11 protein-coding genes and 1 tRNA gene are annotated in these 12,628 nt (G+C 66.6%); 2 read left to right on the plus strand and 10 right to left on the minus strand.

Annotation, left to right across the window (positions count from 1 at the left end):
• Positions 1 to 28: 28 nt before the first annotated feature.
• The 5 genes from pth to ACX5I6_RS18605 form a co-directional block, all read right to left on the minus strand.
• Complete coding sequence (gene pth, locus ACX5I6_RS18585; RefSeq protein ID WP_461841423.1) at positions 29 to 634, minus strand: aminoacyl-tRNA hydrolase; 606 nt, start codon at positions 632 to 634, stop codon at positions 29 to 31.
• Positions 635 to 737: 103 nt separating this feature from the next.
• Positions 738 to 1,361 carry a 50S ribosomal protein L25/general stress protein Ctc gene (locus ACX5I6_RS18590; RefSeq protein WP_461841424.1) on the minus strand — a complete coding sequence of 208 codons (624 nt, stop codon included), beginning with the start codon at positions 1,359 to 1,361 and terminating at the stop codon, positions 738 to 740.
• A 270-nt stretch (positions 1,362 to 1,631) separates the two neighbouring features.
• Entirely contained in the window at positions 1,632 to 2,612 is a 981-nt protein-coding gene (locus ACX5I6_RS18595; protein WP_018762958.1) for a ribose-phosphate diphosphokinase, read from the minus strand.
• A gap of 2 nt (positions 2,613 to 2,614) precedes the next feature.
• Positions 2,615 to 4,093, minus strand: a complete 1,479-nt coding sequence (gene glmU / locus ACX5I6_RS18600; RefSeq protein WP_461841425.1) for a bifunctional UDP-N-acetylglucosamine diphosphorylase/glucosamine-1-phosphate N-acetyltransferase GlmU — start codon at positions 4,091 to 4,093, stop codon at positions 2,615 to 2,617.
• Between the two features lie 103 nt (positions 4,094 to 4,196).
• Positions 4,197 to 4,268, minus strand: a tRNA-Gln gene (locus ACX5I6_RS18605).
• A gap of 135 nt (positions 4,269 to 4,403) precedes the next feature.
• On the opposite strand from ACX5I6_RS18605, the gene ACX5I6_RS18610 reads away from it, so the two are divergent.
• The gene (locus ACX5I6_RS18610; protein ID WP_461841426.1) at positions 4,404 to 5,030 is read left to right on the plus strand and encodes a TetR/AcrR family transcriptional regulator; all 627 of its coding nucleotides are present in this window, start codon (positions 4,404 to 4,406) and stop codon (positions 5,028 to 5,030) included.
• A 171-nt stretch (positions 5,031 to 5,201) separates the two neighbouring features.
• Here ACX5I6_RS18610 and ACX5I6_RS18615 read toward each other — a convergent pair whose 3' ends face one another.
• From ACX5I6_RS18615 to ACX5I6_RS18635, 5 genes are all read right to left on the minus strand, one after another.
• Positions 5,202 to 7,034 carry an ABC-F family ATP-binding cassette domain-containing protein gene (locus ACX5I6_RS18615; RefSeq protein ID WP_461841427.1) on the minus strand — a complete coding sequence of 611 codons (1,833 nt, stop codon included), beginning with the start codon at positions 7,032 to 7,034 and terminating at the stop codon, positions 5,202 to 5,204.
• Between the two features lie 35 nt (positions 7,035 to 7,069).
• A complete protein-coding gene (locus ACX5I6_RS18620) occupies positions 7,070 to 8,032 on the minus strand; it encodes a 4-(cytidine 5'-diphospho)-2-C-methyl-D-erythritol kinase (protein WP_461841428.1) in 963 nt (320 codons plus the stop codon).
• Positions 8,029 to 8,901: a 16S rRNA (adenine(1518)-N(6)/adenine(1519)-N(6))-dimethyltransferase RsmA gene (rsmA, locus tag ACX5I6_RS18625; protein WP_461841429.1), complete on the minus strand. Its 873-nt coding sequence runs from the start codon at positions 8,899 to 8,901 to the stop codon at positions 8,029 to 8,031. Before rsmA ends, ACX5I6_RS18620 begins: the two co-directional genes overlap by 4 nt.
• A 109-nt stretch (positions 8,902 to 9,010) precedes the next feature.
• On the minus strand, positions 9,011 to 10,177 hold the full coding sequence (locus ACX5I6_RS18630) for a transglycosylase family protein (RefSeq protein WP_461841430.1): 1,167 nt from the start codon (positions 10,175 to 10,177) through the stop codon (positions 9,011 to 9,013).
• A 280-nt stretch (positions 10,178 to 10,457) separates the two neighbouring features.
• Positions 10,458 to 11,360 carry a TatD family hydrolase gene (locus ACX5I6_RS18635; protein WP_461841431.1) on the minus strand — a complete coding sequence of 301 codons (903 nt, stop codon included), beginning with the start codon at positions 11,358 to 11,360 and terminating at the stop codon, positions 10,458 to 10,460.
• 163 nt (positions 11,361 to 11,523) lie between these two features.
• On the opposite strand from ACX5I6_RS18635, the gene ACX5I6_RS18640 reads away from it, so the two are divergent.
• Positions 11,524 to 12,624 carry an AAA family ATPase gene (locus ACX5I6_RS18640; protein WP_461841432.1) on the plus strand — a complete coding sequence of 367 codons (1,101 nt, stop codon included), beginning with the start codon at positions 11,524 to 11,526 and terminating at the stop codon, positions 12,622 to 12,624.
• The last annotated feature ends 4 nt before the right edge of the window (positions 12,625 to 12,628 follow it).

Genomic DNA, 12,628 nt, shown 5'->3' on the forward strand with positions numbered 1-12,628 from the left:
GACAAGGAAACAGGGCACAAGGGAACTTTTACGATTCTGCTTGGAGTGATCCGGACTTGGCGGGGTGGAATTTCTGCTGCGTGGCAGTGAGTCCTTCCCGGAGCAAGGACTCAACGGCGTCCGCTGCGTCGTCGAGCAGGAAGGGCAGTTCCTTCCGTTCCGCGGTGCCGAAGTCGCGCAGGACGTAGTCTGCCGTGTCCATCCGGCCGGGCGGCCGGCCCACCCCCACCCGGACGCGCAGGTAGTCCTTGGTGTCGAGTGCTTTGGAAATGTCGCGCAGGCCGTTGTGGCCGCCTTCGCCGCCGCCGAGCTTGAGTTTCACCGTGTTGAAGGGGATGTCGATCTCATCGTGGACGGCCACCACGTGGTCTACGGCGATCCCGTAGAAGTTGGCGAGGGCAGACACGGGGCCGCCGGAGACGTTCATGTACGTCATCGGTTTGGCCAGGATTACCCGCGGGCCCCCGATCCCCAGGCGGCCCTCCACGACCTGGGCCCGGGCTTTGTGGGCCTTGAAGCCTGCGCCCATCCGGGAGGCGAGTTCATCGAGGACCATCTGGCCAATGTTGTGCCTGTTGCCTTGGTACTGCGCCCCGGGGTTGCCGAGGCCGACGATCAGCCAGGTATCAGTCATGGATCAATCCTATGGGGGCGGTTGGGGCGGGAACGGCGCTGTGCGGACACGACGGTGGCCGGCCCCGTGCGGGGTCCGGCCACTGTCAGGCGGTGCGGAGTGCTTACTCTGCGGCTGCCTCTTCGGCTGCCTCGGAAGCTTCCTCGGCTGCGCCCTCGGACGCACCTTCGGTTTCCTCTTCCTCGGCGATTTCAACGGCCTCGGAGATGTTGACGACCAGTGCCTCGGCGTCGGTCAGCAGGACGGTGCCCTTGGGCAGGACCAGGTCGGAGCCGTGGATGTGCTCGCCGGCGCCGCGGCCTTCGATGCTCACGACGACGGACTCGGGCAGGTGGGTGGCCTCGGCTTCGAGGGACACGACCGTCAGTTCCAGGTTGTGGACGGTGCCGGGAGCGGATTCGCCCTCGACATGCACGGGAACGTCGACAGTGACCTTCTCGCCCTTGCGGACGGTCAGGAGGTCGATGTGCTCGATGATCTGCTTTACGGGATCACGCTGGATGTCCTTGACCAGGGCCAGGTGGCCTTCGCCGTTGATGTCCAGGGACAGCAGGGCATTGGCGGTGCGGACGGCCAGCGTGGTGGCCTTGGCCGGGAGGGTGACATGGATGGGCTCTGCGCCGTGGCCGTAAATGACGGCCGGGATCAGGTTGGCCATCCGTGCGCGGCGGGCGTAGCCCTTGCCGAATTCGGTGCGCAGTTCTGCTGCGAGCTTCTGCTCAGACATGGAAATCTCCTTGAAGATGAAACGGTGTTCAGCAAGGGCGGAGGTCTGGTGTGACCTTCAACGCCGGGCGGCCGGTAAGCGGCCCTTCAAGAAGGCAGTCCCTCTCAGCAAGGGACAAGCAGACCCAGTCGATAACGGAGACTTTGCTCTCCCTCGCCAAGGTATCGGGATCAAGCCTACCAGCGCCGGACCCGAATATTGAAAACGATGATGCGGCGGTGGTTGCCTGCCGAAACCGCAACCCCGGGTTTCGACAGGCTCAACCAGTCGCTACGCCTTGCCGTCGAAGAGGCTGGTGACGGAACCGTCGTCGAACACTTCGCGGATGGCGCGGGCGATCAACGGCGCGATGGACAGCACCGTCAGCTGCGGGAACCGCTGGGATGCGGTCAGCGGCAGGGTGTTGGTGACCACCACTTCGCGGGCACCGGACTCGGAGAGGCGGCGGGCGGCCGGCTCGGAGAAGACGGCGTGCGTGGCCGCGATGATGACGTCTTTGGCCCCGGCGTTCTTCAGCACGGTCACGGCACCGGAAATGGTGCCGCCGGTGTCGATCATGTCATCGATCAGCACGCAGGTGCGGCCCTCGATCTGGCCCACCACCGTCTTGGAGACAGCCTGGTTGGGGACTGTGAGGTCCCGGCTCTTGTGCACGAAGGCGAGGGGCGCGCCGCCCAGGCGTTCGGCCCACTGTTCGGCGACGCGGACGCGGCCGGTGTCCGGGGAGACAACCGTGATGTTTTCGGCGTCCACCCGGGTGCGGATGTAGTCGGCCAGCAGCGGGATGGCCATCAGGTGGTCCACCGGACCGTCGAAGAAGCCCTGGATCTGGGAGGTATGCAGGTCAACGCTCATGATGCGGTCCGCGCCGGCAGTCTTGTAGAGGTCTGCCACCAGCCGGGCGGAGATGGGCTCGCGGCCGCGGCCCTTCTTGTCCTGCCGCGCATAGGGGTAGAACGGCGAAACCACGGTGATGCGCTTGGCGGAAGCCCGCTTCAGCGAATCGATCATGATCAGCTGTTCCATCAGGTGGTTGTTCAGCGGTGCCGGGTGGGCCTGGATCACGAAGGCATCGGTGCCGCGGACGCTTTCACCCGCGCGGACGTAGATCTCGCCGTTCGCGAAGTCGTAGGCATCGACGGGCAGGAGGTCAGTGCCGAGTTCCTTGGCGATTTCCCGGGCCAGCTCCGGATGGGCCCGCCCGGTGGCGAGCACCAGCTTCTTTTCGCCGTGCGCCGTAATTTCGCTCATTGTTACTTGCCCTCTTCTGTAGATGCCTGGGTACTGGAGGAGTTCTGGGTGGCCGCCTGGGCCAGTTCGGCGGAGCGGGTTCCCGGACGGTTCGCGGGGACCCAGCCCTCGGCGTTGCGCTGCGCGGCGACGCTCAGTGCGAGCGCGCCTGCAGGGACGTCCTTGCGGATCACTGCGCCGGCGCCGCTGTAGGCACCGTCCCCCACGGTGACCGGGGCAACAAAGACCGTGTTGGAGCCGGTACGCACGCCCGAGCCGATTACCGTGCGGTGCTTCTTCTCGCCGTCGTAGTTCGCCGTGATGTTTCCACAGCCGATGTTGGTGTCTTCGCCGATTTCGGCGTCGCCTGCGTAGCCCAGGTGCGACAGCTTGGAGCCGCGGCCGATGGTGACGTTCTTGGTTTCGTAGAACGCACCGATCTTGCCCGTTTCACCAAGCACGGTGCCCGGCCGCAGGTAGGTGAAGGGGCCGACGGCGGCGCGCGGCCCGATCACCGAGCCGGAACCGTGGGTGCGGACCACCGTTGCGCCCTCGCCGACGGTGACGTCGGTCAGCGTGGTGTCGGGGCCGACGACGGCGTCCCGGGCCACGGTGGTGGCGCCGTGCAGCTGGGTGTTGGGCAGCAGCCGCACGTCCTCGTCCAGGGTGACCGATGCGTCGATCCATGTGGTGGCCGGGTCTACTACCGTGACGCCTGCGCGCATCCACGCCTCAACGGTGCGGCGGTTCAGTTCGGCGCCGAGGGCGGCCAGCTGGACGCGGTCGTTCGCGCCTTCCACCTGCCAGCGGTCGGCGGTGACGACGGCGGCAACCCGGCCGCCGGCTGCGCGCGCCAGGGACAGGACGTCGGTGAGGTATTTCTCGCCCTGGGCGTTGTCGGTGGTGACCTGGCCGAGGGCGTCCCGGAGCACGGCGGCGTCGAAGGCATAGATACCGGAGTTGACCTCGCGGATCAGCCGCTCGGCCTCGGAAGAATCCTTGTGTTCGCGGATGCCCGTGACGGAGCCGTCCTCGCCCCGGAGGATGCGGCCGTAACCGGTGGCGTCGTCGAGGACGGCGGTGAGGACGGTGACCGCGTTGCCGTCACGCTCGTGGGTGGCCACGAGTTCGTCCAGGAGTTCCCCGGAGAGCAGCGGAACATCGCCGTAGGTGACCACAACGGTGCCCGCCAGGCCTTGTTCCGCGTGGAGTGCCTCGAGGGCGGCTTCCACGGCGCGGCCGGTGCCCGGCACGTCGTCCTGGTCCACGATGACGGCGTCGGGATCCAGTGCCGAAACATGCCCGGCAACCAGGTCACGTTCGTGCCGCACCACGATGGCGAGCCGCTGCGGGTTGATGCTGCGGGCCGCACGGAGGGCGTGGCCCACCAGGGAGAGGCCGCCGATTTCGTGGAGGATCTTGGGTGTACGCGACTTCATCCGGGTGCCGGCGCCTGCTGCCAGAACGATGACAGCGGCCGGGCCGGCATTCTCGGGGATCACGTACGGGCTCTCCTTGCTAGGTTGTGCTGGCGCATTGGGGTGTCCGACGGCCATGTCCGCCCGGCACCGGGTGCCATCCTACTGAACGCTCCTCGCACAGCAGTTCCGCCCATAGGATTCGAACCTATACTCCACGGCTCCAAAGGCCGGGGTGCTGCCGTTACACCAGAGCGGACCGTGCCGGAGGACTCAAAGGCCCGGGCACAAGTCCCTATTTTGCCATGGGTTCGGGGCACCGCGCGACACCGGCCGGTTCTCCCCTGCCGGCCGGGCGGAATCGGGCCTGTGGGCGGTGGGGCATGATGGGATTGTGAGCAACAACCTGCCGCGGATGCGGATGACCGGCCTGCAGCGGCGTAGCCAGTTGATCGACGTCGGCCGGGCCCTTTTTGCCGTCCGCGGGCTCGACGGGACCACCATTGAGGAGATCGCCGCCAGCGCGGGCGTGTCCAAGCCGGTCATCTACGAACACTTCGGATCCAAGGAAGGGTTGTACACGCAGGTGGTGGAGTGCGAGTTCCATATCCTGCTGGACGCCATCAATACCGCCCTCACCGAGGAAGCCAAACCCCGGGTCCTCGTCGAACGCGCCGCCCTGGCCCTGCTGACCTACATCGAGGAGCGCACGGAGGGCTTCCGGATCCTCATGCGCGACGCTCCCCCGTCCCAGCCCGAGGGCGCCTTCTCCACCCTGCTCTCCCAGGTCACCGCCCGCGTGGAACACATCCTCTCCGACGAATTCTCCCGGCGCGGCTTCAGCGGCGAGGACGGCGCCATGTACGCCCAGATGCTGGTTGGCATGGTGGCCATGACCGGCCAGTGGTGGCAGGACAGCCGCCAGCCCGACAAGCAAACAGTCGCCGCGCACCTGGTCAACCTGGCCTGGAACGGCCTCACCGGCCTGAAGAAGGACCCGGAACTGCAGTCTGAGGCGTAAGCCCAGGCCGCCTTCGCCGTGGTCACTTACGCGGCGCAGGGGCCCTCCGCCGTCGCTTAGACACGCCGCATAGGTGACGTTCCGGTCGCTGGGCGACCTCCACGCCACGATGCGCCGCGATGCGCGACTACACGAAGGCCCCCAGCTCCGCTCTTGCCCGCGTCGCCTTTGTCAGTCCCCCAGGAGTTCTGAGGACTCCAGCCATTCCATTTCCAGGGCGTCTTTTTCGTCCGTGAGGTTCTTGAGCTGCTTGTTCTGGTCGGCGAGCTTGTCGAAATCGCCGGCCTCGGTGGTCTTCAGCATCAGGTCGTGAAGCTTCTTTTCCTCTTGATCCAGCTTCTTGATTTGCCGCTCGATCCGGTTGAGGGCCTTGCGGGCCTCCCGCTTATCCGCCTCGGAGGGGCCTGTCCCGGTGGCTGGGGCCGCGGTGCCCTGGCCCGCACTGGTGACGGGGTTGCCGCCGCCGGACACCGTGGAGCCGGCGAGGGCGGCCTCGCGCAGCTCAAGGTACTGGTCCACGCCGCCGGGCAGGCCGCGGAGCTTGCCGTCGCCCAGGAGGGCCATCTGGTGGTCGGTGACGCGTTCGAGCAGGTAGCGGTCGTGGCTGACCACCACCAGGGTGCCGGGCCAGCCGTCCAGGACATCCTCCACGGCGGCAAGGGTGTCGGTATCAAGGTCGTTGGTGGGCTCGTCGAGCATCAGGACGTTGGGCTCCCCCACCAGCAGCCTCAGCAACTGCAGCCGCCGCCGTTCGCCGCCGGAGAGGTCCTTGACCGGGGTCCACTGCTTCTGGTTGGTGAACCCGAGCTGCTCCACCAGCTGGCCGGCGGTGAATTCCTTGCCGCCCACGTTGAAGGAACGCTTTTCCCGCTCGATCACCTCGATGACGCGCAGGTCGGCGACGTCGTCGAGCTCCTCGACCTCCTGCGTGAGAACCGCGGTGACCACGGTTTTCCCCCGCTTCAGCTTCCCGGCGTCGGGCGTGATCTCCCCGTTGAGCAGCTTCAGCAGGGTGGTCTTGCCGGCGCCGTTGACACCCACCAACCCAAGCCGCTCTCCCGGGGCCAGCCGGAGGGTGATGTTGTCGAAAAGCTTGCGGTCGTCGTCGCCGCCCCGGAAGTTCAGGGAGATGTTTTCCAGGTCCAGGACGTCCTTGCCCTGGCGGGCGGTGGCCATTTTGTTCAACGCCATGGAGTCGCGGGGCTCGGGGACATCGGCGATCAGGGCGTTTGCGGCCTCGATCCGGAACTTGGGCTTCGAGGTCCGGGCCGGGGCGCCGCGGCGAAGCCAGGCCAGTTCCTTCTTGACCAGCTGCTGGCGCTTGCCTTCGACCACGGAGGCCATCCGGTCACGCTCGGCACGGGCCAGGACGTACGCCGCGTATCCACCTTCGAAGGGGTCCACGATGCCGTCGTGCACTTCCCAGGTCTTGTTGCAGACTTCGTCGAGGAACCAGCGGTCGTGGGTGACCACCAGGAAGGCGCCCTGGTTGGCCCGCCAGCGGGTCTTCAGGTGCCGGGCAAGCCAGGCAACTCCTTCGACGTCGAGGTGGTTGGTGGGTTCGTCGAGCATGATGACGTCGTGGTCCTCGATGAGGAGCTTTGCCAGGGCCACCCGCCGCTTCTGGCCGCCGGAAAGGGCGTGCACGTTGGCATGCCAGTCGACGTCGGACACCAGCCCGCCCATGATCTCCCGGATTTGGGGGTTGCGCGCCCACTCGTAATCCGCTTGGTCGCCCACGATCGCGGCGCCGACGGTCAGGTCGCCGTCGAGCACGTCGCTTTGGTCCAGGTACCCCACGTTGACGTCGCCGCGCTTGGTGACGCGGCCGGAGTCGGGCGTGGAACGCAGGGCCAGCAGGCGCATCAGGGTGGACTTGCCGTCGCCGTTCCGGCCCACCATGCCGATCCGGTCGCCTTCCTCAAGGCCCAGGGTGATGCCGTCCAGGACGGTGCGGGTCGCGTAGGAGACTGTGAGGTTCTCGCCGCCAAGAAGGTGTGCCAAAAGGAACTGCTTTCTGCTGCCGAACTAAAAGGGGTCTAGAGATGCGTGTCGGAGATGATGCGCGCGCCGGGGACGGGGCCGTGCACATGAAGGGCCGCCAGGCCCTGGTGCCGCAGGTCCTCGGCCAGTGCTTCGGCCGCCACGGGATCGTCGGCGAGCAAGGCCACGGTGGGGCCGGAACCGGAAACGATCCCGGCGATCGCGCCGTGGGATTCGCCGATACCCAGCGTATCGCGCAATGCAGGGGCCAAGGAGATGGAAGCACGCTGCAGGTCGTTGACCAGGACACGGCCCAGGGATTCGGCGTCGCCGCTGCGCAGGGCCGCCAAAATGTGCGGGTCGACGCCGGTTGGCTCGTCCGCGGTGATGCCTTCGGCGTCCCGCAGCCGGTCCAGGGTGCGGTACACCTCCGGGGTGGACAGGCCGTAGTCTGCCGCCACCAGTACCCAGTGGGTTTGTGCCTTGGCCAGGGCCGGGGAAAGTTTGTCGCCCAAGCCAAGGCCCACGGCGGTGCCGCCGAGCAGCGAAAAGGGCACGTCCGCGCCCAGTTCCGCGGCAAGGTGGGCCAACTCTTCGCGCGACAATCCGCTGTTCCAAAGGGCGTCGCAGGCCAGGAGCGTGGCAGCAGCGTCGGCTGACCCGCCGCCCATGCCGCCGGCGACCGGGACGCGTTTGGTGATCTCCAGGTGCACGCCGGTGGCGTGCTCGGACACGTCAGCCATGATGGCGGCTGCCTTGTAGGCCAGGTTGTTGCTGTCCAGGGGAATGTCGACGGCGTCGAGGTCCAGGGTGCTTTCCGCGCTGAGGCTGAGCGTGATTCCCGGCGTTGCTGTGCTGGTGGCGGCAACTTCCTCGTAGAGCGATACCGCGAGGTAGACACTGGCGACGGAGTGGTAGCCGTCCGGGCGGAGCGGGCCCACCGCCAGGGATACGTTGACCTTGCCGGGTGCTTTGACCCGGACCGTCCTGGCCGCGAAGCGGCCTGCCGGAGCGTTCACGGCCGTGATTCCTTGGCTTCGGCGATCCTGGCGAAAGCCTGGATGTCGATGACCTCGCCACGGGCAGTGGGGTCCACGCCGGCAGCAACGAGGCAGCGCTCCGCTTCCGGGGCTCCGCCTGCCCAGCCGGCGAGGGCGGCCCGCAGCGTCTTGCGGCGTTGCGCGAACGCGGCGTCCACCACGGCAAACACTTGCTCACGGGTGGCAGTGGTGGCCGGCGGCTCGCGGCGGGTGAAGGCCACCAGGCCGGAGTGGATTTTGGGGGCGGGCCAGAAAACGTTCATGCCGATGACGCCTGCCTTGCGCATCTGGCTGTACCACGCGGCTTTGACGGACGGCACGCCGTAAGTTTTGGACCCCGGGCCCGCGGCCAGCCGGTCCGCTACTTCGTCCTGCACCATCACGAGTCCGTGCCGCAGGCTTGGGAAGTGCTGCAGCAGGTGCAGTACCACCGGAACCGCCACGTTGTAGGGCAGGTTGGCCACCAGCGCGGTGGGTTCGACCGGCAGTTCGGTGACCTTCATGGCGTCGGCGTGTACCAGGTGGAACGCGTTGGCGGCGGCCGGGCGCCATTCCTTGACGGTTTCGGGAAGCTTCGCAGCCAGGACGGGGTCGATTTCGACGGCGACAACGGCCGCCGCCGCGTCGAGCAGGCCCAGGGTCAGGGAGCCAAGGCCCGGGCCGACCTCGAGGACGGTTTCATCGGGCCCCACTCCGGCAGCGGTGACGATCCGCCGGATGGTGTTGCCGTCGATAACGAAGTTCTGGCCCAGGGTTTTGGTCGGCCTGATCCCGATTTCCTCTGCCAGCCGGCGGATGTCGGAGGCGCCGAACAATGGTGCGGGCACGGCAGGGATGGGTTCAGTCACCTAGGTATCCTATCCCGCGTGGCAGCTCCGCCCTGTCGGCTTAACGGCAGTGGCCGGGCCCGGATATCCGGGCCCGGCCACGCTGCAGGCGTCGTGCTCGTCCGCTGAATCAGCTGCTGGCTGCCCAGCCGCAACCCCACGGTGAGAGCCCGCGCTGGGCGTAGACGCGGTTGGCGATGTCGATCTGCTGCGCCTTGGTGGCCAGGCTGGCGTTCGGGGCATACGCGCCGCCGCCGGCTCCGATCCAGGTGCGGATGTCGAACTGGAGGCCGCCGTAGTAGCCGTTGCCGCTGTTGATGCTCCAGTTTCCGCTGGACTCACACTGGGCGATCTTGTCCCACATGGCTTCGTTCATCATGGCAGGCGCTGCTGCACCGGTGTTGGCGGCTGCGGCCGCGGGCGCCGCCTCGACGGCGGGCTTGGCCTTGGTGCCCACGGTGACCTTTTCGGTAACCGGCTGCACCGCGACGTTCTCGGACACGAGGGTGCGGGACGCTTCCCGGCCGTCAACGAGCACCAGCTTGAAGGTGCGCTCAATCTTTCCGGCCGACCCGGCCTGGGTCACCTGCTTGTCACCCTTGAGCATGTCGGCGCTTTCGGCGGTGACGGTCTCGAAGGGCACGTCTTCGCTGGTAACGGCGGTCTTGCTGGTGTCCACCCGGGAGACCTTGATGACCATGTTGTTAACCACGTTGGCATTGGCCGGCTGGGAGGAGCGGTCGTTGGCGCCGAGGGTGACACCGGAATCCTCAAGGACCTTGCCCACGGTCGCGGCGGTGGTGGTGGCGGTGTTCACCTTGCCATCGGCCACGATGCTGACGGTTTTGGGGGTGGAGATGGAGACATAGGAACCGGCCAGTGCGAGGGTGGCATCCTTGGGCACCGATACGGCCGAGGCGCTGGCGACGCCGAGCTCGCTGACGAGGCCTTCCACGTCCTGGGCGGTGGTGTTGACGGTCTTTTCGGCCCCGTCAAGGCTGACCTTGACCTCTTTGGCCTGGTTCACGTTGATGACGGTGCCGTTTTGCACGGATGAATCCAAGGACGGCGATACGCGGTCGCCGGGCTTCAGGTCGAGGTTGGCACTCTTGACTACCTGCGCCACTGTTCCACCAAAGGACTGCACGGACGAGGCTTTGCCGTCCACGTTGAGCGTGATTGTTTTGTTATTGCCCACGAAAGCCACGAGGCCTGCGACGAGGCCGCAGAGCACCAGAAGTTGGGCGCCAACCTTGATATAGCTGAACTTGCCGTCCGTTGTGAAGAACTTGATCACGATTGCCCGTAACTCTAGGTCCATCCGGGCACGGGGAATCGCGCAAGGGAATGCCCGGAGCAACCTCAAATAGACCGTCCGGGCATCGATGCACCGCCACACTCCGCGCAGCGGCGTGGCCGGGAACTGATGTGCCCGGAGCGGCTGCGATTGGAGCGAAATTACCCGTTGGCCTTCCCCGACCCCGGCTAATAGTTGTCCACTGTAACCGTAGCGTTATAAAGCGACCAACATTTTTGCATACCAGGTATTGTCCAAGATCACGGGACGGGGTGCGATTTCAGCTCCAGGATCCGTATGCCCGCACGGTATTTTCACTGATGGAGTTACACAGCCCGGCGAGGTCGGAGCCTGTCAATTCTGCCATGGCCCGGACCGTGTACGGGACCATGTAGCTGGCATTTGGCCGCCCACGGTGCGGATGCGGCGTCAAGAACGGCGCATCCGTTTCCACCATGATGAGTTGGCGGTCAGCGACGGCGAGCGCGGCACGAAGATTCGCGGCGTTCTTGAAAGTCAGAGTCCCGGCGAAGGACATCCACCAGCCCTGTTCGTTGCAGGTCCTGGCAAGCTCCTCGTCGCCGGAGAAGCAGTGGAACACCACCCTCTCCGGGGCACCTTCCTCCCGCAGCACCCGCACCACATCGTCGTGGGCGTCCCGGTCGTGGATCTGGAGGGTGAGGTCCAGGCGCTTGGCAATGTCGATGTGGCGCCGGAACGAATGCTCCTGGTGGCGCAGTCCTTCGCCTTCCGTGCGGTAGAAGTCCAGCCCTGTCTCTCCGATCGCGCGGATCCGCGGGTGCGCCGCGAGGCGTTCGATCTCGGCCAGGGCCGCCTCAAGTTCGCCCCTGGCGGCGTAGTGCGGAGCATCATTGGGATGGAGGGCCACGGCGCCCAGGAGACGGTGGTCCCGGTCCACGGCTTCCACCGTGAACCGCGACGACGCCAGGTCGCAGCCCACCTGGACCGCTCCCTGGACCCCCACGGCCGCTGCGGCATCAAGCGCGGCCTTGATTCCCACCGGCGCCGTTCCATCAGGAAAGTCCAGGTGGGTGTGGTTGTCCATCACGGGTACAGGCAACGGTTCAGGCGCGGGCGGATACTGCTTGCGGGGCGGAGCTTCCGGGTCCAAGGGGCCTGTGTCAGGTGCCCGATAGGCGGCGGGAGTCAGCGGATTGCACATCCACCCAGCCTATCCGCCGAAAGCGGTGGCATATTTGCCGGAACTCTCTGTCAGGCACGGCAGTTGTGTTAGTAGTCTGGAACGAACACACGCGCACGCCCACCGACGGGCGAAGGCAGGCTTGCTGTCCCGTCCAGGTGAAACCCGGGCTGAAAGGTTGCCGATGGAACCCCACCGACGCACTGCCAACAATGGGAGCGCACCGAACCTTAACCTGGCCGGCGTCGCGGATGCCGTCAGCCGGCTGAACGGGCACCGGGCCGCCGCCATGGACCCGGAGTCGTTCCATGAAGCGGCCCAACGCATCCTTACCACCGTCAACACGGTGATCGACGGCAAATCGGATGCCGCCAAGCTGGCGCTGACTGTCCTGCTCGCACAGGGCCACCTGCTGCTGGAGGACGTGCCCGGCGTCGGAAAAACCCTCCTCGCCAAGACGCTCGCCCGGACCATCGACTGCACCGTCAACCGCATCCAGTTCACCCCCGACCTGCTGCCCTCGGACGTCACCGGGGTGTCCATTTACAACCAGGCCTCCCGGCTCTTTGAATTCCGGCCCGGCGCCGTGTTCGCGAACATCGTGATCGGCGATGAAATCAACCGCGCCTCCGCCAAGACCCAGTCCGCCCTGCTGGAATGCATGGAGGAGCACCAGGTGACGGTGGACGGCAACACGTACAGGCTCGATGAACCCTTCATGGTGGTGGCCACCCAGAATCCCATCGAGATGGAAGGGACGTACCCCCTGCCCGAGGCCCAGCGGGACCGCTTCATGGCCAGGATCTCCATGGGCTATCCGGACAAGGAAGCCGAGATCGAAATGCTTGAGACCCACCAGGCGGTATCGCCGCTGGCCGCCGTCAGCCCGGTGGTGACGGCATCTGACGTGGCGGCGATGACCACCACCGTCCAGCAGGTCTTCGTGTCCGAAGCCGTGAAGGAATACACGGTGTCACTGGGCCGCGCCACCCGGGAAAGTCCGCTGCTCCGCTTGGGGGCGAGCCCCCGTTCCATGCTCCAGCTGCTGCGTGCGGCCAAAGCCACGGCTGCGTTGGACGGAAGGGATTTTGTCCTGCCGGACGATGTCGCAGGCGTCGCCGAGGCCGTGCTGGCGCACCGGATCATCGTCGAGCGCAAGGCTGCCGGCGCTGGCGAAAACCCGCACAGCGTCCTGCAGGGAATCCTCTCGCGCCTGCCCGTTCCGCAGGCGCCCCCGGGCCAGGCGACGCGGCCCGCGGCGGCGGCCGGCGGCAGGAACCGCTAGGGGC

Source organism: Arthrobacter sp. MMS24-T111 (assembly GCF_054888995.1).